The sequence below is a fragment of the Qipengyuania sp. SS22 genome (genome assembly GCF_025736935.1).
Lineage (GTDB): Bacteria > Pseudomonadota > Alphaproteobacteria > Sphingomonadales > Sphingomonadaceae > Qipengyuania.
The window spans coordinates 1,596,441-1,618,351 of sequence record NZ_CP107048.1 but is presented as its reverse complement, the minus strand read 5'-3'; the positions used below and the strand labels follow the sequence as shown (position 1 = coordinate 1,618,351).

At 64.7% G+C, this 21,911-nt stretch carries 18 protein-coding genes; 11 read left to right on the top strand and 7 right to left on the bottom strand.

Translation table 11 applies throughout. From position 1 onward, the window contains the following. Nucleotides 1-99 precede the first annotated feature (99 nt). Nucleotides 100-1,836, top strand: coding sequence for a class I adenylate-forming enzyme family protein (locus N6L26_RS07985; RefSeq protein WP_263605075.1), 1,737 nt, complete (start codon nucleotides 100-102; stop codon nucleotides 1,834-1,836). Continuing rightward, entirely contained in the window at nucleotides 1,833-3,059 is a 1,227-nt protein-coding gene (locus N6L26_RS07980) for a TetR/AcrR family transcriptional regulator (protein ID WP_263605074.1), read from the top strand. The genes N6L26_RS07985 and N6L26_RS07980 overlap by 4 nt, the downstream gene beginning before the upstream one ends. Here N6L26_RS07980 and N6L26_RS07975 read toward each other — a convergent pair. From N6L26_RS07975 to N6L26_RS07960, 4 genes are all read right to left on the bottom strand, one after another. Then, a complete protein-coding gene (locus N6L26_RS07975) occupies nucleotides 3,051-4,271 on the bottom strand; it encodes an MFS transporter (RefSeq protein WP_263605073.1) in 1,221 nt (406 codons plus the stop codon). The two genes, N6L26_RS07980 and N6L26_RS07975, sit on opposite strands and share 9 nt — an antisense overlap. A gap of 77 nt (nucleotides 4,272-4,348) precedes the next feature. Continuing rightward, the gene (locus N6L26_RS07970) at nucleotides 4,349-5,419 is read right to left on the bottom strand and encodes an acyl-CoA dehydrogenase family protein (protein ID WP_263605072.1); all 1,071 of its coding nucleotides are present in this window, start codon (nucleotides 5,417-5,419) and stop codon (nucleotides 4,349-4,351) included. Between the two features lie 18 nt (nucleotides 5,420-5,437). Further along, nucleotides 5,438-6,649, bottom strand: coding sequence for an acyl-CoA dehydrogenase family protein (locus N6L26_RS07965; RefSeq protein ID WP_263605071.1), 1,212 nt, complete (start codon nucleotides 6,647-6,649; stop codon nucleotides 5,438-5,440). A gap of 25 nt (nucleotides 6,650-6,674) precedes the next feature. After that, nucleotides 6,675-8,174, bottom strand: coding sequence for an MFS transporter (locus tag N6L26_RS07960; protein ID WP_263605070.1), 1,500 nt, complete (start codon nucleotides 8,172-8,174; stop codon nucleotides 6,675-6,677). Between the two features lie 254 nt (nucleotides 8,175-8,428). Between N6L26_RS07960 and N6L26_RS07955 the strand changes: the two genes are divergently transcribed. After that, entirely contained in the window at nucleotides 8,429-9,322 is an 894-nt protein-coding gene (locus N6L26_RS07955) for an HpcH/HpaI aldolase/citrate lyase family protein (RefSeq protein WP_263605069.1), read from the top strand. A 22-nt stretch (nucleotides 9,323-9,344) separates the two neighbouring features. Here the strand turns inward: N6L26_RS07955 and N6L26_RS07950 are convergent, their stop codons facing one another. After that, nucleotides 9,345-10,076: a 3'(2'),5'-bisphosphate nucleotidase CysQ gene (locus tag N6L26_RS07950; protein ID WP_263605068.1), complete on the bottom strand. Its 732-nt coding sequence runs from the start codon at nucleotides 10,074-10,076 to the stop codon at nucleotides 9,345-9,347. A gap of 198 nt (nucleotides 10,077-10,274) precedes the next feature. Here N6L26_RS07950 and N6L26_RS07945 point away from each other — a divergent pair, with 198 nt between their 5' ends. From N6L26_RS07945 to N6L26_RS07920, 6 genes are all read left to right on the top strand, one after another. Beyond that, a complete protein-coding gene (locus tag N6L26_RS07945) occupies nucleotides 10,275-10,865 on the top strand; it encodes a flavin reductase family protein (protein WP_263605067.1) in 591 nt (196 codons plus the stop codon). A 60-nt stretch (nucleotides 10,866-10,925) separates the two neighbouring features. Continuing rightward, entirely contained in the window at nucleotides 10,926-11,903 is a 978-nt protein-coding gene (locus tag N6L26_RS07940) for an NAD(P)H-dependent flavin oxidoreductase (RefSeq protein WP_263605066.1), read from the top strand. A gap of 12 nt (nucleotides 11,904-11,915) precedes the next feature. After that, nucleotides 11,916-13,058 carry an acyl-CoA dehydrogenase family protein gene (locus N6L26_RS07935; RefSeq protein WP_263605065.1) on the top strand — a complete coding sequence of 381 codons (1,143 nt, stop codon included), beginning with the start codon at nucleotides 11,916-11,918 and terminating at the stop codon, nucleotides 13,056-13,058. 13 nt (nucleotides 13,059-13,071) lie between these two features. After that, complete coding sequence (locus tag N6L26_RS07930) at nucleotides 13,072-13,761, top strand: SDR family NAD(P)-dependent oxidoreductase (protein WP_263605064.1); 690 nt, start codon at nucleotides 13,072-13,074, stop codon at nucleotides 13,759-13,761. An 80-nt stretch (nucleotides 13,762-13,841) separates the two neighbouring features. Then, nucleotides 13,842-14,864 (top strand): aldo/keto reductase, encoded by a 1,023-nt coding sequence (locus N6L26_RS07925; RefSeq protein ID WP_263605063.1) that lies wholly within the window; start codon nucleotides 13,842-13,844, stop codon nucleotides 14,862-14,864. 104 nt (nucleotides 14,865-14,968) lie between these two features. Continuing rightward, entirely contained in the window at nucleotides 14,969-15,646 is a 678-nt protein-coding gene (locus N6L26_RS07920; protein ID WP_263605062.1) for a response regulator transcription factor, read from the top strand. A gap of 390 nt (nucleotides 15,647-16,036) precedes the next feature. Here N6L26_RS07920 and N6L26_RS07915 read toward each other — a convergent pair whose 3' ends face one another. Then, nucleotides 16,037-18,787 (bottom strand): TonB-dependent receptor domain-containing protein, encoded by a 2,751-nt coding sequence (locus N6L26_RS07915; protein ID WP_263605061.1) that lies wholly within the window; start codon nucleotides 18,785-18,787, stop codon nucleotides 16,037-16,039. 125 nt (nucleotides 18,788-18,912) lie between these two features. Next, complete coding sequence (locus N6L26_RS07910; protein ID WP_263605060.1) at nucleotides 18,913-20,481, bottom strand: hypothetical protein; 1,569 nt, start codon at nucleotides 20,479-20,481, stop codon at nucleotides 18,913-18,915. A 267-nt stretch (nucleotides 20,482-20,748) separates the two neighbouring features. Between N6L26_RS07910 and N6L26_RS07905 the strand changes: the two genes are divergently transcribed. Both N6L26_RS07905 and N6L26_RS07900 read left to right on the top strand, forming a co-directional pair. After that, complete coding sequence (locus N6L26_RS07905) at nucleotides 20,749-21,132, top strand: hypothetical protein (protein WP_263605059.1); 384 nt, start codon at nucleotides 20,749-20,751, stop codon at nucleotides 21,130-21,132. Between the two features lie 149 nt (nucleotides 21,133-21,281). Next, the gene (locus N6L26_RS07900) at nucleotides 21,282-21,911 is read left to right on the top strand and encodes a lytic transglycosylase domain-containing protein (protein WP_263605058.1); all 630 of its coding nucleotides are present in this window, start codon (nucleotides 21,282-21,284) and stop codon (nucleotides 21,909-21,911) included.

Below are 21,911 nucleotides of genomic sequence, written 5' to 3'. Positions count from 1 at the left end.
TAACTTCGAAGGCGGCTTGCGTGGCAGGGGCAAGCGGGGTTAGACCGATGCTAGAGAGAAAAGAGTCGCCCGTGGAGGCGAGAATCGAGGGGGAGTGCAATGAGCGATCTCGCGCGCGCGATCGGTTTCGTGCCGTCGGCCGACTGGCCGGCAAGGACCAGAGCCGAATGCCACGACTACCTTACCGCACCCGGTGCCCGGTTCGAAATGGATACGGTCGACATCTGCGGGGTCCCCACACGGGTATGGAAGAACGCGCCGGCCAACCTGCGGCAGGTTGCGATGGTGGGCCGCACGCATGGCGACCGCCTGTTCGCGATCTACGAGGACGAGCGGATCACCTATGACGCGTGGTTCCGCGCGGTTGCACATCTGGCTGGCGAACTGCGCGCCCGCGGGGTGGAGAAGGGCGACCGCGTCGCATTGGCGATGCGCAATTTGCCCGAATGGCCGGTGGCCTTTTTCGCCGCTACGACGATCGGGGCAATCTGCGTGCCGCTCAATGCCTGGTGGACCGGGCCCGAACTCGCCTTCGGCCTGGCCAATTCGGGTGCCAAGCTGCTGGTGTGCGACGCGGAGCGCTGGGATCGAATAGCGCCGCACCGGGCCGAATTGCCCGACCTCGAAACCGTGCTGGTGTCGCGTAGCGATGCCGCCCCCGATGGCACGGAGCGGCTCGAGGATGTCCTCGGTACGCCGCACGAGTACGCCTCGCTGCCCCAAGCCGAATTGCCCGAGGTCGAAATTGGGCCCGAGGATGAGGCGACGATCTTCTACACCAGCGGGACCACCGGCCAGCCCAAGGGCGCGCTGGGCACGCATCGCAATCTGTGCACCAATATCCTGTCCAGCGGCTACAATGGCGCGATGGCCGCCTTGCGGCGCGGCGAGGAACCGCCCGCACCGGTGCAGAAGGTCGGCCTGACCGTCATCCCGCTGTTCCACGTGACTGCCTGCTCGGCGGGGCTGATGGGCTATGTCGCGGCGGGCCATACGATGGTCTTCATGCACAAGTGGGACCCGTTGCAGGCCTTCCAGTTGATCGAGCGCGAGCAGGTCAATCTGGCTGGGGGTGTGCCGACCATCGCCTGGCAATTGCTCGAACATCCCGAGCGCGCAAATTACGATCTCTCCAGCCTCGAGGCGATTGCCTATGGCGGGGCGCCTGCCGCGCCCGAGCTGGTGCGCAAGATCCACGAGGTCTTCGGCGCGCTGCCCGGCAATGGCTGGGGCATGACCGAAACCATGGCGACGGTCACCGGCCATTCCTCCGAGGATTATCTCAACCGACCCGACAGCTGCGGCCCCCCGGTGGGGGTGGCCGACCTCAAGATCGTGGGCGACGACGGCGAGACCGAGCTTCCCGTGGGCGAGGTTGGCGAGCTGTGGGCGCGCGGGCCGATGGTAGTGAAGGGCTATTGGAACCGCCCCGAGGCGACCGCGGAAACCTTCGTCGACGGCTGGGTCCGCACGGGCGATCTCGCCAAGCTCGACGAGGAAGGCTGGTGCTATATCGTCGACCGGGCCAAGGACATGATCATCCGCGGCGGCGAAAACATCTACTCATCCGAGATCGAGAACGTGCTCTATGACCACCCGGCGGTGACCGACGCGGCGCTGATCGGGCTCGCGCATCCGACCTTGGGCGAAGAACCGGCGGCGGTCGTCCACCTCGCCCCCGGCATGTCCGCGAGCGAAGATGAATTGCGCGAATGGGTCGCGGCGCGGCTGGCCAAGTTCAAGGTCCCCGTGCGCGTGGTTTTCGTCGAGGACACGCTGCCCCGCAATGCCAATGGCAAGATCCTCAAGAAGGATCTGGGGACGTTCTTCGCATGAGCCGCCCCGCAGCGACCCGCAAGTTCGGCGAAAAGCGCGAGGCTATCGTCCACGCCGCGGCGGTGCTGATCAACGAGGTGGGGGTGCAGGCGACCACGCTGGCCGAAGTCGCGCGCGCGATCGGCCTCAATGCCACCAGCGTGACCTATTATTTCCCGCGCAAGGAACAGCTGGTCGTCGCGGTCTATGACCAGACGCTGTCGCTGATGGAGGAGATGGCGAGCGAGGCGCTGGCGCAGCCCGACCCGGCGGCGCGATTGCGCCACCTGATCGGCGCGCATGTCGCGCTCAGAAAGCGAATTCGCGCGGGCGAGCGCGGGCTGACCGTCGCGCTGTCCGAAATCCGCACGCTCGATCCCGAAGTGCAGGATCCGCTGATGGCGCATTACCTGCGCGTGGTCGACCTGGTGCGCCGCTTCTTCGGCGAATGGCAGGACAATGCCGAGCGCGCGGTGTTTTCGGCGCGCGCGCATATCCTGCTCGAAGCGGTGATGTGGTGGCCGGTATGGTCGCTGCGCTATTCGGTGCTCGACTTCCCGCGCATCGAGGAGCGGCTGTTCGATGTGCTCGCCAACGGGCTGCCGGCGCAGCAGGGGACCTTCGCGCCGCAGCCGCTGGTGGGCAGCTGGCGCACACCCGAAGACGACGACACCAACCAGAACGAGGCGTTCCTGCGCGCCGCGACGGTGACCATCAACGAGCGCGGCTATCGCGGCGCCTCGGTCAATCGCATTGCCGAAAGCCTCAATGTCACCAAGGGCAGCTTCTACCACCACCACGAAGCCAAGGACGACTTGGTGCTCGCCTGCTTCCAGCAGAGCTACGACCGCATGTCGTCGGTGCAAATGGCCGGGCAGGGGATCGATACCGATTACTGGACCCGCCTGACCAGCGTGCTGGCCGAGCTGGTCGATGTGCAGTTCTTCGACCGCACCCCGCTATTGCGCACCACCGCGCTGCAGGCGCTCGATGCCGGGCAAAAGGTCGATGTGGTCACCCGGTCGAACCGGCTGGCGCGGCGGTTCGCGGGCATGCTCATCGACGGCATCGCCGATGGTTCGGTGCGCGCGATCGATCCGCTGATTGCGGGGCAGGTAATGATGTCGACGGTCAATTCGGCCTATGAGGCACGGCACTGGGCGGCGCGGTTCGAGCGGCCCGGAGAGGCGATCGAAACCTATCTCTCGGTCATGTCCGCGGGGATGCTGGCCCCGTCACGCTAGGCTACGCGGTTCGCGTACGTGCCAGATCATCAGCGCGAGGCTGGCGATGAGCGAGGCGAAGGCCGCGACGATCAGCGGCGCATAGCCGAGCGCTGCAATGCTCAGCCCGACGAGCACCGGTCCGATCGAGGATACGCCGCCTTCGACCGTGGTGGTCAGCGCCAGCCGCATCGGAATATCCTCATGCTCGCCGAATTCGAGCACCAGCGTCACCGCGGCCATCATCCAGCCGGAAAAGCCGAAGCCCAGCGCGGCGAAGCTGGCGTAGAGCAGCCAGCCGTCACCGAAGACCATCAGCGCCATGCCCGCGATGCTGCTGGCCAGCGCGCCCAGATAGACCGCGCGGAAGCCGACCCGGTCACCCAGCGCGCCCCAGACGAGGTTGGATAGGGTATCGGCGGCGAGGAAAGCGAGGCTGAGCGAGCCGATGAGCGCGCCGTCGAGGCCCAGCCGGTCGCCTACATACAGCGTCCAGAACGGCAGGCCGACCCGGGCGATCGCGGCCAGCCCGTGCGCGACGAGGAAGGCGCGGAAATCGCGGTGCTGGAGCAGTTCGCCGAACTGCCCGATCCGTTCGCGCCATGGCAGTAGTGGGCGCAGCCGCGGCGCATCGGGTTCGCGAATGCCCAGCCGCAGCACAACGAGCCCGATCGAAGTGAGGATGAAAGCCAGCAGGAAGGTCGTGGCATAGCCATTGCCGAGCCATTCCTGTTCGATGAAATAATGCCCCGCGACCCAGGCGAGCCCCGCGGCGATCAGCCCGCCGGCCATGTTGCGGATACCCTGCAACCGTCCGCGCCGGTCGAGCGGGATGAGCTTGGCCATCAGCATCTGGAACGCCACCCGCTGCGCGCCGCTGAAGAACCCCAGCAGGAGGAACGCGGCCAAGGTGACGACGAGCAGCGCGGTGCCTTCGAGCATCCATGCAGCGAGTGCCAGCACCAGCACCATCACGCGCATCATCGAACCGACGGTGATCGCATATGGCAGGATGCGCTTGCGGCTTTCGACCTTGGCGCCCGACAGGATCGGCGACACCGTCCCGCCCAATTGCAGCAGCGCGGTGCCGAGCCCTACGGCGGCGGCGCTGCCAGTGAGCAGATAGAGATAGGCGGGGATGATCGTGGGCGCATAGATCAGCCGGAAGCCGGTCATCCCGAAGACGCCATGCGTCAGATTGGTCGCGTAATTGCGCCGGAGGTTGTCCTCCATGAATGCACGATGGCGCCCCCAGACATCCGTGTCCGGGAGCGCCTCCGTTGTTTCGCCTGAAGGGGCGAAGGTCTTGCTCAATAGCTACCCAGCTTGGCGAAACGATCCTTGAGATAGCTCGTCGAACCCCAGCTCGCTTCAAGCACGCGCGCGCGTTTGACGTAGAAGCCGATATCGTATTCATCGGTCATCCCGATGCCGCCGTGCAGCTGGATACCCTGGTTGCTGATCACGTGCAGCACGCGATTGGCCTCGGCCTTGGCGACCGTGGCCGCGCGGGCGACGCCAAAGCCGCCATCGACCGCCTGCAGGCCCGCTTCCACCGCCGAGCGCATCTGCGCGAGATCGGCGAACAGATCGGCCATGCGGTGCTGGAGCGACTGGAAGGTGGCGAGCACCTGGTTGAACTGCACGCGCTGCTTCAGATAATCGAGCGTGGTGTCGAACACCTGCTGCGCCATGCCGAGCATTTCGGCAGCCGCCAGCACGCGCGCCCGGTCGAGCACATCGTCGAGCAGCGTGTCGCCGCCGCCTTCAAGCTTCTCTGCCGCGGCGCCGTCAAACGACACATCGGCATGGCTGCGCTGGTCGGTGAGCTTGCGCGTCGTCAGTGAAACGCCGTCACCCTTTTCGACCAGGTACAGTCCATCCTTGGCGGCGACCACGAACAGGTCGGCACCATGCGCTTCGTGGACGAAGGCTTTCTTGCCCGACAGCTTGCCACCCGACACGCTGGCCTCGATCGCGGAGGGATCGTGATGCGCGCCTTCATCGACCGCGAGCGTCGCCACGGTTTCGCCGCTGGCGAGTTTGGACAGCCATTTGGCCTTCTGTTCGTCGCTCCCGCCGAGGATGATCGCGCTCGCGGCGATGGTCGTCGCGACCAGCGGGCTGGCGGTCAGCGTCTTGCCCAGTTCCTCGACCACGAGACCCGCCGACATGAAGCCGAAATCGGAGCCGCCCTGCGCTTCGGGGATGATCACCCCGGCCCAGCCCATTTCGGCCATCGTGGCATAGGCGCCGGTGTTATAGGCCTGCGGTTCGCCGGCCGCACGGACCTTGCGGAATTCTGCCACGGGGCTTTCGTTGGTCGCCCAGTCGCGCGCCATGTCGCGCAGCATTTCCTGTTCTTCGTTGAGAACTGCCATTGTCTTTGCTCCCCTCTCTTACTGGTGGTCGAGCATGCCGAGCACACGCTTGGCGATGATGTTGTTCTGGATTTCGGTCGAGCCGCCGTAGATCGTGGTGGCCTTGCCGAAGAGCCAGCCGCGTACGGCATCGAGTTCACCCTTGGTGAATTCGTCGCCTTCCCAGCCGAGCCCCTGCAGGCCGCGGATCTCGATCAGCAGTTCGCTGCGTTCCTGGCTCAGCTTGGTGCCGAGTTTCTTGAGCACCGAGCTGATTTCCGACACGCCGCCCTGTGCCTTGCTTTCCTCGACCGCGCGGCGCGCGGTGAGCAGGAAGCTGTTCCAGCGGATTTCGAAATCGGCGATCCGGTCGCGCAGGACCTTGTCGGCCAATTCGCCCTGAGCGTCGGTGTCGCCATATTTCTTGGCAATGTCGCCAAGGCTCTGGCCCATCATGCTGGCCAACCGGCCACCGCCCGAAATATTGGTCCGCTCGTGCTGCAGCAGGCGCTTGCCGATCGTCCAGCCCTGGCCTTCCTCGCCGACGAGGTTTTCCTTCGGTACCTTGACGTCGGTGAAGAAGGTTTCGCAGAACGGGCTGGTGCCGCTGATCATGGTGATCGGACGCACTTCCACGCCGGGGGCCTCCATGTCGAGCAGCATGAAGCTGATGCCGCGGTGCTTGTCGCTCTTGTCGGTACGGACGATGGCGAAGCACTTGTCCGCCCACTGGCCGCCGCTGGTCCAGGTCTTCTGGCCATTGACGATGTAATGGTCGCCCTTGTCTTCGGCGAAGGTCTGCAGATTGGCGAGGTCGGACCCGGCATTGGGTTCCGAATAGCCCTGGCACCAGCGGATTTCGCCGCGGCAGATCGGCGGAATATGCTCCTGCTTCTGCTTCTCGTTGCCATATTCGAGCAGCGTCGGGCCGAACATCATCACGCCCATGCCGCCGATCGGGTTGTAGGCCCCGGCCTTGGCAAATTCCTGGTCGACGATCTTGGCCTGCGCCTTGGTCAGGCCGCCGCCGCCATATTCCTTGGGCCAGGTCGGTGTGCCCCAGCCGCGCTCGCCCACCGCTTCGCGCCATTTGGTCTGTGCAGGCGTTTCATCGGTCGGGCCGTCGACTCCGGCCAGCGCATTGGCGCTGCCCTTGAGCTCGTCGGTGAAATGGGTGGCGAGGAATTGTTGCACTTCGGTGCGAAACGCCTCCTCGTCGGCGTGTACATCGGGTTCTAGCTGGGTTGCCATGGGCCTCTCCTTTTCTCGTGTCATCCTACCGGGCAGGGCCGCCCAGCGGGGTATTGCTTTGCACTTGGTCGCGCGCTTCGGCTTCGCGGGCACGCAGGATTTCGACATTGCGCTCGTGGCGGGCGCGGCTGATCGGATAGAACAGCAGGATCAGCGCGCCGACAATCCACAGGCAAAGGATTGTGGGGATGTAAAGGACAAGCAGCCTGTCCACCAGCCCTTCGGCAATCGTTGCGGGGTCGGCGCGTTCGGGAAACTCCGCCGCCGCCAACAGCCAGCCGGCAAAGAACAGGCCGAGCGCGGTGGAGCATTGCTGCATGAAACTGGATGCGGAGAAGAAGGTACCCGCGGTGTGCTTGCCGGTTTCGATCGCGCTGTCCTCGACCACATCGGCCAGCATGGCGCTGGTGTTGATCAGGCTGATCGCGATCATCGCCATGTAGATCGCCCCGATGGTGAACAGAGCGGGCAGCAGCAGCGCATCGCCGGGTACCCAGAACAGGTCGAAATAGGACAGGTAAAGCGGTGACAGGCCAATGCTGATACCGGTGATGGCGAAGACGATGCTGGAGTTGCGCTTGCCCATCCGCCTGGAGAACCACGGCGCCACCGGCGCGGCGATGGTTGCGGCAACGAAACTGGCGAGCGTCAGCAGGGCCAATTGTCCGACGTCGAGCTTGAACAGATAGGTGTCCCAATAGAGGTTCATCGCGCTGTAGAGGCCGATCGCGGTATATTTGAGCACGCCGAAGCCGAAGATGATCAGGAACGCCCGGTTGCGGAAGGCCGCGAACATTTCGCCCAAGTGCTGGCCCGCGGGCATCGGCGCGCTGTTTTCGGCCTGTCGCAGATACGGGACGCGGTTGTGCGTCCCCAGTGTGCTGATCATCATCGCGAGGAAGATCAGCACCGCGCCGAGCAGCGCGAAATTCTCGTAGCTTGCGGGATTGAGCTGACCGCGCGGAAACGCCTCGCTTTCGACGAAGATGAAAGCGAGCGAAAAGGCGGTGAAACCATAGGCGCCCGAATAGCCGAACCAGTAGCGCAGCGAAAACAGCCGTGTCCGCTCGGCATAATCGGTGCTCAATTCGGGGGCCATGGCGGAGGAATTGATCTCGAACGCGCTGATCGCGGCGCGCGTCCCCGCTGCGAAGGCGAAGATCCACAGGCCCAGCTGCAGATGGCTCATCCCGTCGGGCGGAAACCACGCGCAATAGAACAGCAGCGTAGTGGGCACGATTGCGGCATACATGAACGGATGGCGGCGGCCCCACCGCGTCCGGGTGACATCCGCCCAGCGGCCGAGGAGGGGGTCGACGATCGCATCGACCAGCAGCGTGCACGCCAGCGCGGTGCCGACGATCCCGGCGGGCACGCCGATCACCTGGTTGAAATAGAGCATCAGATAGCTGGAGAAGGCCGCGCTCTTGACCCCATTGGCCATCGCCCCCGTGCCATAGGCAATGCGGGTCGCTGCCGAGAGGTTCGGCACGGCAGGCGCGGCTACGGGATCGGCGCGGTTCACTGCCGCGGCGCCTGTGCAGGATACCCGATATTCGGAAAATGCGCCGCATGGACGCCGCTCCCGTGGCGGGGCTGGTGCCGCACCTCTTGCTCTCCTCTCCACACCCCGCGCGTTCTCCAATATGGGGAATCGCGCGCTCTCCGGGTGGTCGCACCATACCGGACAACCGAAAGCGGGCAAGCACTACCGCATGGACGCTACGGCACGGCGCTTTGCGCTTGACGCAGGCGATGGCTTTCGCCTCAAGCACGCGCATGACCGAAGCATCCAAACCGCAAATCCGCATGCGCAGCTGGCTGTTCGCCCCGGGCGACAGCGTGAAGAAGATGACCAAGGCCGCCGAGGGCGACGCCGATATCGTCCTGTTCGATCTGGAAGATGCGGTGGTCGAGAGCGGCAAGGTCAGCGCGCGCGCCGCGATCGCCGAATTCCTCGCCGGCAAGAGCGCGGCGGAGCGCGAACGGCTGTGGGTGCGGATCAACCCGCTCGACGGCGAATGGACGGCGGACGATCTCGCCGCGATCATGCCTGCCCGGCCCGGAGGGATCATGCTGCCCAAATCGCGCGGGCGCCACGATGTCGAGGAACTCGACCGGCAGATGACCGCGCTCGAAACCGAACACGACATTGCGCCCGGATCGACACCGGTGATCGCGCTGGTCACCGAAACCGCCGCCGCCATGTTCACCACTGGCGATTACGGCGGTGCCCCGCGGCTCGCCGCGATGACCTGGGGCGCGGAAGATCTTGCCGATTCGCTCGGCGCGCAGAGCAATAAGGATTTCGAGGGCGACTTCGCCTTTACCTACAAGCTGGCGCGCAGCCTGTGCCTGTTGGGCGCAGCGGCCGCCGAAGTGGTGCCGGTCGAAACCATCGATACCAATTTCCGCGATCTCGAAGCGCTGCGCAAGCGCGCGATCGAGGTGCGCCGCCAGGGCTATCGCGGGATGCTCGCGATCCACCCCGCGCAGGTGCCGGTGATCAACGAGGCCTTCACTCCGAGTGAAGAAGAGATCGCCGAAGCGCGCGAGATCGTCGAGCTGTTCGAAGCCGATCCGTCAGCGGGGACCATTGGCTGGAAGGGCGGCATGCTCGACCGCCCGCATCTATCGCGCGCACGCCAACTGCTGGCGCAGGTCGAGGCCTGACGCCCGGCAGTTCGGCAATTGCTCAGTTAAGCTTGCCGACCTCTTCCAGCACCCGGTCCGCCCATTCGGGACGGCAGATCAGCAGATCGGGCATGTAGGTGTCGGCATTGTTGTAGACCAGCGGGCTGCCGTCGATACGGCTGGCGTGCAGGCCATGCGCGAGCGCAACCGCTGCCGGGGCGGCGCTGTCCCATTCGTACTGGCCGCCGGTGTGGAGGTAGATTTCCGCCTCGCCGCGGACCACCGCCATCGACTTCGCGCCTGCCGAACCCATGCCGACCAGTTCTGCACCGATTGCCTCCGACACCGCGACCGCTTCGGCGGCGGGGCGAGTGCGGCTGACCACCATGCGCGGCGTTTCCGCAGCTGCGGGCACGGTGACCGGGGCATCGGTGCGCAGGACCACATCGAGCCCGGGCAGCGCGACCGCGCCGATTTCGGGCCTGCCGTTCACGCATAGCGCGACATGCACCGCCCAGTCGGTCCGCGCCTCGCCATATTCGCGTGTGCCATCGACCGGGTCGACGATCCACACGCGCTCCTTCGACAGACGTTCGTCGGTGTCCTTGCTTTCCTCGCTCAGCAACCCGTCCTCGGGCCGCTGTTCGCGCAGCGCATGGACGAGGAACTGGTTGGCGGTCTCGTCGCCTGCCTTGCCCAGCGCCTTGCCCGCGAACATCCCGCTCTCGCGTACCTCGATGAGGATCTTGCCCGCCACATTGGCGAGGTGGGCGGCGAGTTCGGCATCGGTCATTGCGGGTGGGTCTCCAGGTCCAAAAATCTGGCGCTCGACATGACAGAGACGGGCAGTCTTGCGAAGACCCGATATGCTGCAGTTGCGAAATCGGCCCACAGCAATGCTGCAAGGATGCTGCCCCGAGCGACAAAAGTCTGCGCCATCACGCGTGCTGAAGGTTGCCCAAATTGCGGGGCGGGACTAGCTGGGTCGGGCATGTTCGATCCCCAGGCATTCCGCGATGCGCTCGGCAGCTTTGTCACCGGCGTCACCATCGTGACCGCGCGCGACGCCGAGGGGCGCCCGTTCGGGCTGACTGCGAACAGCTTCAACTCGGTGAGCCTCGATCCCCCGATGGTGCTGTGGAGCCTGTCGCTGCGTTCGGGCACGCTGCCGGTGTTCCGCGATGCCTCCAGCTGGGCGGTTCATGTGCTGGCTGCCGACCAGCAACCCATGTCCGATCTGTTCGCCCGCCCCGGCGAGGACAAGTTCGCCGGGATCGATTGTCCCGACGGACCCGAAGGCGCGCCGCAGCTCGATGGCTATGCCGCCCGCTTCGGTTGCACCGCACGGTTCGAATATGAGGGCGGCGACCATGCGATCTTCCTCGGCGAAGTGGTCGATTTCGACCGCCGCGAGGTCGAGCCGCTGATCTATCACGGCGGACGCTATGGCCGCGTCATGCGCGCGCCCACCGGGGACGACCTCGAACGCGAAGGCCTGGCCGAGCGTAGCGGCGACGAACTTTCCCTTACGGCGAGCGGTGCCCAATTGCTGGACGCGCTCGAAGCCTTGGCGAAGCGCTAGACTCAGCGCGCCTGCGCCGATACCCGTTGCGAAAAGCAACCAAGGGAAGAGGCACAGCACATGAAAACCCGCATCACCGAAATGTTCGGTATCGAGCATCCGATCATCCAGGGTGGCATGCATTATGTCGGCTTTGCAGAAATGGCTGCGGCGGTTTCGAATGCGGGCGGACTGGGCATTATCACCGGACTGACGCTGGGCACGCCCGAGAAGCTCGCGAATGAGATCGCGCGCTGCAAGGACATGACCGACAAGCCGTTTGGCGTGAACCTGACCTTCCTGCCGACGGTCAACGCACCCGACTATCCCGGTCTGGTCAAGGCGATCATCGACGGCGGGGTGAAGGCAGTCGAAACCGCGGGCAACAATCCCGCACAGGTGCTGCCCTTCTTCAAGGATGCCGGGGTCAAGGTGATCCACAAATGCACCAGCGTGCGGCACAGCCTCAAGGCGCAGTCGATCGGCTGCGATGCGGTCAGCGTCGACGGGTTCGAATGCGGCGGCCATCCGGGCGAGGACGACATTCCCAACATGATCCTGCTGCCGCGCGCGGCAGACGAACTCGACATTCCCTTCGTCGCCAGCGGCGGCATGGCCGATGCGCGCAGCCTGGTGGCCAGCCTCGCGATGGGTGCCGAAGGCATGAACATGGGCACGCGCTTCATCGCCACCAAGGAAGCGCCGGTACACGAGAACGTGAAGAAGGCGATCGTCGCGGCGAGCGAGCTCGACACGCGGCTGGTCATGCGCCCGCTGCGCAACACCGAACGCGTGATGACCAATGATGCCGTCGAACGCCTGCTCGAAAAAGAACGCAAGCTGGGGGCCGACCTCAAGTTCGAGGATATCATCGAGGAAGTCGCGGGCGTCTATCCGCGGATCATGACCGAAGGCGACATGGATGCAGGCGCCTGGTCGTGCGGCATGGTAGCGGGCCTCATCAACGACATCCCCACCTGCAAGGAATTGATCGACGGCATCATGGCCGAAGCCGAAGTGCTCATTCGCCAGCGCCTCGCCGGCTTCCTCGACGCCTGAGGGGGACGGACCATGCTCGATACCAGCTATCGCACCGCCTATAATGACGATCACGAGGCCTTCCGCGACACCGTGCGCAAGGTCTTCGCCGAACACATGATCCCCTATCTCGACCAGCACGAGGCGGAAGGCATCGTCCCGCGCTCCGCATGGAAGGCGCTGGGCGAAGCAGGCATGCTATGCCCCACCGTCAAGGAAGAAAACGGCGGGCTCGGCCTCGATTTCGGCTTCAACTGTGTGCTCTGCGAGGAGCTGTCCTATCTCGGCAGTTCGGCCGGATTCACGCTGCAGAACGACATTACCGCCAATTACATCGAACGCCTCGGCACCGATGAACAGCGGGCGAAATACCTGCCCGGCATGGTCTCGGGCGATGTGATTTCGGCGATCGCGATGACCGAACCCGGCGCGGGCAGCGATTTGCAGGGCATCCGCACCACTGCGATCAAGGATGGCAACCATCTCGTGGTGAACGGGTCAAAGACCTACATCACCAATGGCCAGAACGCCGATGTCGTCATCGTCGTGGCCAAGACCGATCCCGCGCAAGGGGCCAAGGGCACCTCGCTGGTGCTGGTCGATGCAGGAACCGAAGGGTTCGAGCGCGGGCGCAATCTCGACAAGATCGGCCAGCATTCGGCCGACACCTCCGAACTGTTCTTCAACGACGTGCGCGTGCCGATGACCAATATCCTTGGCGGCGAAGGCCGGGGTTTCATCCACCTGATGGAAGAACTGCCGCAGGAACGCCTCGGCATCGCGGTGGGCGCACAGGCCGCCGCACAGCGTGCCTTCGACGAGGCGGTCAAGTTCACCAAGGACCGCAAGGCATTCGGCAAGACCGTATTCGAGTTTCAGAACACCAAATTCGTCCTCGCTGACCTCAAGGCCAAGCTGCAGGTCGGCTGGGCGCATCTCGACTGGGCGATCAAGAAGCACCTTGCGGGCGAGCTCACCACCGACGAGGCCAGCGCGGCCAAGTTGTGGCACACCGACCTGCAGTGGGAAGCCTGCGACATGGCGCTCCAGCTGCATGGCGGCGCGGGTTACATGAACGAATATGCGATTGCCCGGCTGTGGCGCGATGCGCGTGTTACGCGCATTTTCGGCGGCACCAACGAGATCATGAAGGAAGTGATCAGCCGCTCGATCTGAGGAGGCACAGCACATGACCGACCCGTTCGATTTTTCCGGCAAGACCGTGCTCGTCATCGGCGGGTCGAGCGGGATCGGTAATGGCATCGCGCAGGGTTTCCGCCAGCACGGCGCGCTGGTCCATGTGACCGGGACCCGTGCGGCGGCATCCGATTATACGGCCTCCGAAGGCAGCGATCTGGCGGGGCTGACCTTCCACCGGCTCGACGTGTCGGACGCCTCCGCCACTGCCAGCTTTGCCTTGCCCGACAGGCTCGATGTCGTCGTCCTGTGCCAGGGCACGGTGCGCTATTCCCGCGAGGAATTCGAGCGCGACGGCTGGGATGCGGTGATGGAGGTCAACCTCAACTCGCTGATCGATTGCGCGCGGATCGTCCGCCCCCGGCTGGCCGAGCGGGGCGGATCGCTGATCGTCGTCAGTTCAGTCGGCGCGTACCACGCCATGCTGGGCAACCCGGCCTATGCTGCGAGCAAGGCGGGCGCGGTCAGTCTCGTGGGCAGTCTGGCGCAGGCCTGGGCGGGGGAGGGCATTCGCGTCAACGGCATCGCACCGGGCCTCGTCCCGACGAAGCTGACCAAGGTCACCACCGATAACGCACAACGTGCGGCGGGTGCAGTGGCGCGGATCCCGGCCGGGCGGATGGGCACCCCGCAGGACATGGCCGGGGCAGCGCTGTTCCTTGCCTCGCCGCTGGCCGATTAGATCGTCGGGCAGACCATCCGGGTCGATGGCGGAATGACGCTCGCCTGAAAACCGGCCTGCTCCTGAAAGGGGATACGATCATGGACTATGTCAATCTCGGGCCCTCGGGTCTCAGGGTATCGCGGCTGTGCCTGGGCTGCATGAGCTATGGCGATACCAGTAAGGGCTGGCACGGAGACTGGGTGCTTTCCGAGGACGAAAGCCGCCCCTTCATTCGCGAGGCGGTGGAGGCGGGGATCAACTTCTTCGATACGGCGAACATGTATTCGCGCGGCGCCTCGGAAGAGGTGATCGGGCGCCTGCTGCCCGAATTCGCGCGGCGCGACGAGATCGTGGTCGCGACCAAGGCCTTCCTGCCCTGGCAGCAGGCCCCCAATGCGGGCGGGCTGTCGCGCAAGGCGCTGATGCAGGCGGTGGACGACAGCCTGACGCGGCTGGGGATGGACTATGTCGATCTCTATCAGATCCACCGCTGGGACGATGCCACGCCGATCGAGGAAACGATGGAGGCGCTGCACGACATCGTGAAGGCGGGCAAGGCGCGCTATATCGGCGCCTCGTCGATGTTCGCCTGGCAGTTCGCCAAGGCGCAGGAAGTGGCCCGCGCGAATGGCTGGACACGGTTCATTTCGATGCAGAACCACGTCAATCTGCTCTACCGCGAAGAAGAGCGCGAGATGCTCCCGCTGTGCGCTGATCAGGGCGTAGGGGTCATCCCGTGGAGCCCGCTCGCGCGGGGCAAGCTCGCGCGCGCATGGGATGAAACCACCGTGCGCAGCGAGACCGACGGCTTCGGCAAGCTGCTCTATCGCCAGCAGGAAGAGGCGGATCGCGCAATCGTGGAGACGGTCGGCGCGATTGCCGCAGACCGCGGTGTATCGCGCGCGAGCGTCGCGCTGGCATGGCACTTCGCCAAGGATGTCACCGCACCGATCATCGGCGCGACCAAGGACGGTCATATCGCCGCCGCCGTGGCCGCGATGGACCTTGGCCTGAGCGATGACGAGGTCGCGCGGCTCGAACAGCCCTATCTGCCCAAAACCCCGGTCGGCGTGGTCTCCACCGTGCCGCGCGACTGGTCGCTATCGCAGGTCGCCGAATAGGAAATCGCGCGCTTTTCCCAAAGTGTTACAAACGCGCAAATCAGGTCACAAACAGGTCACATGACTGCGGCATCGCTGCCCTTGACTGGGTGGGACACTGCAGCGTGCGAACGATCAATATCTTCCTGACAGACCCGGTGGCGGGCGATTTTCCCGACTTCGACAATGGCGATTTGCGCTATGCTTTCGCGCGGCTCTTTCCCGACGGCCCGCGGCGGCTGGTCGAGGGGCCGGTCTGCGCCTTTGTCGACTGGGTAATGGCCGATCTGTCGGGGCTCGAAATGTGTCGCCGCTTGCGCTCGGACGCGCGTATGGACGACGCGCATATCACCATTGTGCTCGAAGAGGACGATGCCGAGGACAAACGCCGCGCGCTACGGGCTGGGGCGGATGACTACATCGTCGGCCCGATCGATCGCACCGTGGTGCTCGACCGGGTGATGGCGCTGCAGGTCGGCGGTGCGCAGCCGCGCGTCAACGAACGGCTCGAGCTGGGCGCGTTGCTGGTCGATCTCGCAGCCTTGCAGGCGCGGTGGAACGGGCAGGCGCTCGACCTGCGCCCCAATGAATTCCGCCTGCTGCATTTCCTGGCACAGAACCCCGACCGCGTGCTGTCGCGCGGCGATCTGATCGCGGCACTCGGCAAGCAGGAACCGCCGATCGACGAACGCACGGTCGACGTATGGATCGGCCGCCTGCGCCGCGCGCTGCGCAAGGTCGGCGCGGGCGAGCGCGTGCGGACGGTGCGCTCGCTGGGGTATGTCTACGACAGCTACGACTAAGCATCGGGCGAAAGCGGTCGTTCGGCTGACGACCCGATTGCGGATTTCATTGGCCCGGCTTAGTTCTACCTGCACTCTACCGGATCGGGGGCGCACGTTGCTAGTCAACTTCATTCGCAAATATCAAAGCGCGTTCTTCGCGGTATTTGGAGTGCTGACTTATACAGGTTGCCGCGAGTTCGGGCTTGCCTGGTGGCTCGCATTTGCGATCGCCCTTATGTCGACCGCGGTTGCAGCCCTTTTGCTTCGCCAGAGACCATCTGGAACGAAGCTCGGCTAGTCCTTCGTGAAGGTCACGCGGGTTCGTCCGCTTTCCACCCAAATTTAGCCGTGCATCAACGAGAAAGGGCCGCCCGAAGGCGGCCCTTTCCGAGGGGTATGCTCGCGTGATCAGAACTCGGCCGATACCGACAGGCTGAAGCTGCGGCCCACATCGTAGCTGTTGTTCTCGATCCGCGTGGTGCCGGTGGTCTGGTATTCGAAATGGTCGCGCCCCGTCAGGTTGCGCGCCTCGAACTTCACTTCCATGTCGGTCCCGGCCAGTTCGAAACCCTGCCGCGCGACGAAATCGATCGTCAAGCCGGGGTTTTCGAGAATGTCCGGCCGCGACAGCGTGCTGCGGCTGATGACGCGCTTGCTGCCGTAGTTGAACAGGAAGGTCATCTGGCTGACGCGGTCGAGATCCTCGAGGCCGAGCTGCACATTGGCGATATGGTCGGACTGGCCCGTCAGCGCGGTGCCGTCTTCGAAGAAGTTGGTCGCGGCCTGCAACCCGCCCAGCTCGGGCACGTTGACCACGTCGCCCGGCTGCACGCTGATTTCGGACTGGGTGTAAGTGTAATTCGCAATCGCGACGAAGCGCTTGCTGTCCCACCATTCACCCAGCGAATAGAGGTCCTTGTTCCACTGGACTTCGACTTCCGCACCGTAGAGCTCGGCCTGCGGCGCATTGGCGAAGCGGCTGACTACGGTGTTGTCGTTGAAGCTGGAGAATACCTCGATCGGGTTGGTGATGTCCTTGTAGAACCCGGCGAGGCTGAATTTGCTGCCCGAGCCCCAGTAATATTCGACGCGCGCTTCGTAATTGGTCAGCTCGCTGTCGACCAGGCCGGGGTTGCCGGTGAACTGGCGGTTGCTTTCGGGATCGTAATAGGTCTGCAGGATCAGTTCGCGGAACTGCGGCCGCGCGATGGTCTTCGACGCGTTGATGCGCGCCTGCAGGCTGTCGGTCAGCTCCCAGGTCAGCGTGGCTGCGGGGAGCCAGTAGTCATTGTTCAGCAGCGTCGCATTGGCCGAACCGCTGGGCAGCCCGTCGAGACCGAGCGGCACGACTTGCTGCGTGGCGTCTTCGTAACGCACACCGACATCGAGCGACAGCCGGTCGACCGGAGCCACCCGCGCTTGCACGTAACCCGCCTTGATCTCGAGCCCGGCGGAGAAGGCGGGGTCGGCGGCAGTGGTTTCGATGATGGTGTAGGAGAACGGCCCGATCCCGCCAGCGGCTTGCGCTTCGGTGTCGTAACCCAGTTCGATCAGCGCATCGCCGAGCAGATTGTCCGGGCGAAAGGCGCCGAACGCCAGCGGGTAGGCGCCGGTGGTCCGGATGTCGAACTCGCGGCGACGCGAGAGGCGCTCGGTATCGGTGTAGGCGCCGCCGACGGTCACGCCCAGCCAGTCGGCCAGCTGGTAGCTGACGTCCACGCCGCCATAATAGAGGTCTTCGGTCAGGTCGGAGAAGGCGACCGTCGACCGGCCACGCTGCCCGCCGTTCTGCAAATTCAGGTAGATGTCGTCGAACCCGCCGGTCGGGTTCAGATCGCGCGAATAGACGAATTCCCATTCGTTCGGGGCTTCGCGCTGCGTCTGCGCATACCCGCCGCGCAGGTCGATCGACAGATCGCCGAATTCGAGCTCGCCGACGAATTGCGTGTCGATCAGCTCGCGTTCGTACCAGCCGGTGTTCTGGAACAGATCGTCATCGTCGTCCGTCAGGTCGGAAATCTGCGCCAGTGACGCGCGCTTGAGCGAATCGCGGATGTAGAGATTGGTCAGGCGGAACCGGTGCTCGCCCACTTCGAGCCCGAAGCCGAGCATGGCATTGGCCAGGATCCGCTGGTCGGTCTGGAACTGGTTGCCCGTCTGGTCGAGGTCGAGATCGCCGTTCAGCGCCGCCTGCCGCGTGATGTAGCGATTGCGGTACTTGTTGCTGAGCGAAGCGGTCGCGATCACGCCGAAGACGCCATCGGAGAAGACGTCGACGCTGGTGCCCGCGGTGATGCCGCCCGACCAATTGACCGGCAGTTCATCGGTGCTTTGCAGCAGGATCAGATTGGGATCGCCCAGTTCGGTCAGGATCGCCTGCTGGTCGACGTCCGGATCGTTGATCGCCTGCCCGCTGTCGAGGAAGGACTGGAGGTCGGGGCCGGGGTCGCGGCGTCCATCGTCGAAACCGAACCAGTCGTAGTCCGAACCGAAATAGGTGTAGCCGGTGCCGAAGGTAGTTTCGGTGTCGCCCGAAATGCCCGCGCTGATCTTGACGAAGCTCTCATCTGGCACCGCGCGGGTCGTCAGATTGATGACGCCGCCGCCGAATTCGCCGGGGAAGTTGGCCGAATAGGTCTTCTGCACCAAGCTCGAGGCGATGACGCTGGTGGGGAAGATGTCGAGCGGGACCACGCGGCTGAGCGGCTGCGGCGAGGGCAGCGGCAGGCCGTTGAGCAGCGCGAGCGAGTAGCGATCGCCGAGGCCGCGGACATAGACGAGGCCGTTGCCCACGGTCGACAGGCCGGTGACGCGGGTCAGCGCGCCGGCGATGTCGCCTTCGCCCGTGCGCGCAATGCTGGCGCTGTCGAGCACCGAGACGACCTGCGACGAGGAGCGAGTGACGTCCTGCCGACGGCGGCCAGTGACCACGATCGCGCCGCCCGGGACCGAGATCTCGGCTTGCTCGAACGCTTCCTCCTGCGGCGTGTCGTCGATGCCCTCGGCCTGCTGCGCCATCACGGCGTCGGTCGCGGGATCTTCATCGGCGGGTACGCCTTCGGCGCCGGTGCTCGCCGTCTGGGCGAATGCGGCTCCGGCAGGAAAGGCGAGCGCAGTGGAGAGCAGGAGCAGCGCGGAAAGCTGCTTGCCGGTCGACATGGTTCGAGACCCCCTCATAGTCAGGTCGGAAAACTGTGCTGGAGCCCTGCGACGGCTCCGATGCGAAAGGCGAAGAAGGCCGCGGGACGCGCATCATGCGTGCGCCCCGCGGCCTGTCGTGCCGATTAGTAGACGGGCAGGCTCGCGCAGTCGGACGCGGCGGCGTCGAACGTCACGGTGGCCGAGTTGCAGGTCCAGCCGTTCACCCAGGTATCGTTGCCCGCATAGACGGCGCCGATGCTGGTCGGGAGCTGGAAGAAGGACGAGAACCCGGTCGGGTCGAACACGCTTATGGCGTCTTCGTTCGAACCGTTGACGAAGCCCATGGTCAGCGTGTTGGTGAAGGCCGCATCATTGTCCGCACCGGCGTTGTAGCGGGTTGCGATATTGGCCCCGGTAACCCCGCCCGAGCTGTCGCGGAAGTCCACCGCACAGTCGAGTACGAACGAGTTGAACACCACCGGACCGGCTTCGTCGATCGCCGCGTTGGTAGCGCGGTTCAGCGTTTCGGTGTTGTCGATGCGCAGGCACGGGGTCGTGCCTTCGTTGTCGACCAGGATCGAGTTGACGATCGTGTAGTCGGCAAAGCCGCGGATCCGGACCGCCTGGTCGCCCACGCCGCTGTTGGCAACGAAGGTAGCGTTGGAGATCCGCGTGTTCTGGCGCGGGGTGTCTTCTTCGAGACCGTTCGACGAATCGGCTTCGATGATCGTGTCGCCGACGCCGGGACGCTGCATCACGATCACGTTCTGCATGTCGACCTTGACGCCGGTGTCGGTGTCGAGGCCGTCGTCTTCGGCGCCTACCACGATCAGATTGCGCACGTTGAACTGGCCGCCGAAGAATTCGACGCCGTCATCCGAGCTGTTGTAGCTCATGATGTTGCTGAGCGAGGTGCCCGAACCGACGCCGCCGGTGGTCAGCGCCTGCAATTCGTTATCGCCCGACAGGACGAAGCCCGAATAGCGGATCTGGACGAAGCTCATGCTGCCCGAGCTGTCGTTGGCGGTTGCGCCACCGAACAGCGCCGGTTGCGCCGCACCTTCGACCTGGCGTTCGCAGGCGGTGGTGCCGGACGCGGCGCCCGGTGCGATGCAATCGGTCACCGGAGCGCGGCCCGACAGGACGACGCCGCCCCACTGGCCCGACGAATTGGCGGTGTTGAGCCCCTGGACGTTGTCACGGCTGGTGAAGATGATCGGACGGGCGGCGGTGCCGTTGGCATCGATCGTGTTGCCGCGGTTGACGTTGAGCCAGCCCGAACCGGCCGAGTACAGGACGACGCCCGGCTCGATGGTCAGTTCGACATCGGTATCCACTCCCGTATCGGCAGCTCCGCCATCGGTGCCGACATCGACGCGGCCGTCGATGCGGTACAGCAGGCCTTCGATGTAGGGCAGGGTCGAGGAAGCGGTGAAGCGCGCGGGCAGGGTGCAGACGCGGTATTCACCGGTCGGCCCCGAAATGGTGTTGTCATCGGTCAGGCCGGCCGGATCCGAAATCGTTGGGCAGCCCGCTGCCGGGGTGACCAGGGCCGACGTCGGCGTCGGCGTCGGGGTCGGCGTGGGTGCCGGGGTGGGATTATTGATGATCACGTCACCGCCGGTACCCGGCGAGACGATTTCGTCGGCGCCGCAACTGGCGAGAGCCAGAGGAGAGCAGCCAAGGACGAGCGAACGATGGAAATTGGTCACGGGTAGCGGTCCCCTCAAAAACCGAATGAATCAGAATGCGAAGTCGTTGATCGCGACTCGTCCGCTAGGGGTGCTTCGTGACAGTTTTTGTCGGTTCGTGACTGTTATGTTGCAAATCCGACGCTCAGTGCGACGAACCGAACGGCTTTGCGAAAAAAAGCCGGATTGGCCATCAGATTGCACAAATATGACAACGTTACAGTTTTATTGCAGCGATCGTAACAAGGGGTCATATCTGCTCCCACGAAATGAATAGGGAGAGCTGTCATGGCGATCATCACAAGCGTTGCATTGGCCTTGTTGGCACAAGGGCCGGTCGAAGCGGTCCCGGGGCCCCAGACCGGCTATGATGTCGGCTACGAGGAACTGGTCGCGAACGACAATCGCGCCGCCCGCGAGGCGATTGAAAACTGCGACAAGCTAGCCGAGGCCGATCCGGCCTGTCTGATCAATCACGGAATCGCGCTCGCGCGCATGGGCGACTATGATGCGGCGCGGACCGAATTCGAAGCCGCTGCGGGCGCGCGCGACAGTGTCGAGCTCGAAACCGCTGCCGGTGAATGGGTGGATTCGCGCCGCCTCGCCCGCAAGGCGCTGGCCATGCTCGATCAGGGCGAATTCGCCCGGTATTACGCCTTGTCGCTCCGGTAGATCTTCGCGAGATCGCCGCACTATTGGGCTCGTCTCCTTACCGGGAGGCGGGCCTTTTCATATTCCGGTGCAATACTTTCCCGCGATATTCGGCTTTCTGTCACCCGCCTGTCATGTAGTATGCCCAATGGGGCCGGACGGAGGGTGCAATGATTCTGGCACGCTTGGCGCTGGTGATGGGATTGTCCTGCGCCGCGCTTACCGCTTTCGAAGCGAAAGCGGATGTTATGGAGATCGATACCGACGGCGCGCGCTGGATTGCCGGCGGTGACGCTGGGCCGGCTGCTGCCCCGGTCGAGCCGGGGTTTGCCGTGCCGGTGGCCGAAGTACCCGCGGAAATTTTCGTGCCCGACATCGCGATTGCCGATCCCGGCGAGCATGCGCGTCTCGTCCCCGCCAACTACCAGGCCAAGGTGGCCGAACTCGCCGCACGGTTCGATCTCAGCCCGACGCTGATCGAGGCGTTGGTATGGCAGGAAAGCCGCTGGCGCGCGAATGCGGTTTCGCCGGTCGGCGCGCGCGGCCTGGCGCAGCTGATGCCCGGCACCGCGCGCGACCTCGGCGTCGATCCCGACGATCCCTCCGCCAATCTCGAGGGCGGGGCACGCTATCTGCGCGAACAGCTCGACCGTTTCGATGGCGATCTCGAGAAGGCGCTGGCCGCCTACAACGCCGGCCCGGGCCGCGTTATCCGCGCGGGGGGCATTCCGCGCATTCGCGAAACGCAACTTTACGTGGCGGCCATCATGGGGCGCCTTTCGGACCATTCACGGGAGTAG

Excerpts from the sequence above, each read along its gene's own strand:
- N6L26_RS07975 (WP_263605073.1), bottom strand. The coding sequence starts at position 4,271 with ATGGAGGACAACCTCCGGCGCAATTACGCGACCAATCTGACGCATGGC.
- N6L26_RS07905 (WP_263605059.1), top strand. The coding sequence starts at position 20,749 with ATGGCGATCATCACAAGCGTTGCATTGGCCTTGTTGGCACAAGGGCCG.
- N6L26_RS07940 (WP_263605066.1), top strand. The coding sequence starts at position 10,926 with ATGAAAACCCGCATCACCGAAATGTTCGGTATCGAGCATCCGATCATC.
- N6L26_RS07925 (WP_263605063.1), top strand. The coding sequence starts at position 13,842 with ATGGACTATGTCAATCTCGGGCCCTCGGGTCTCAGGGTATCGCGGCTG.
- N6L26_RS07945 (WP_263605067.1), top strand. The coding sequence starts at position 10,275 with ATGTTCGATCCCCAGGCATTCCGCGATGCGCTCGGCAGCTTTGTCACC.
- N6L26_RS07980 (WP_263605074.1), top strand. The coding sequence starts at position 1,833 with ATGAGCCGCCCCGCAGCGACCCGCAAGTTCGGCGAAAAGCGCGAGGCT.
- N6L26_RS07985 (WP_263605075.1), top strand. The coding sequence starts at position 100 with ATGAGCGATCTCGCGCGCGCGATCGGTTTCGTGCCGTCGGCCGACTGG.
- N6L26_RS07970 (WP_263605072.1), bottom strand. The coding sequence starts at position 5,419 with ATGGCAGTTCTCAACGAAGAACAGGAAATGCTGCGCGACATGGCGCGC.
- N6L26_RS07915 (WP_263605061.1), bottom strand. The coding sequence starts at position 18,787 with ATGTCGACCGGCAAGCAGCTTTCCGCGCTGCTCCTGCTCTCCACTGCG.
- N6L26_RS07955 (WP_263605069.1), top strand. The coding sequence starts at position 8,429 with ATGACCGAAGCATCCAAACCGCAAATCCGCATGCGCAGCTGGCTGTTC.
- N6L26_RS07950 (WP_263605068.1), bottom strand. The coding sequence starts at position 10,076 with ATGACCGATGCCGAACTCGCCGCCCACCTCGCCAATGTGGCGGGCAAG.
- N6L26_RS07900 (WP_263605058.1), top strand. The coding sequence starts at position 21,282 with ATGATTCTGGCACGCTTGGCGCTGGTGATGGGATTGTCCTGCGCCGCG.
- N6L26_RS07930 (WP_263605064.1), top strand. The coding sequence starts at position 13,072 with ATGACCGACCCGTTCGATTTTTCCGGCAAGACCGTGCTCGTCATCGGC.
- N6L26_RS07965 (WP_263605071.1), bottom strand. The coding sequence starts at position 6,649 with ATGGCAACCCAGCTAGAACCCGATGTACACGCCGACGAGGAGGCGTTT.
- N6L26_RS07935 (WP_263605065.1), top strand. The coding sequence starts at position 11,916 with ATGCTCGATACCAGCTATCGCACCGCCTATAATGACGATCACGAGGCC.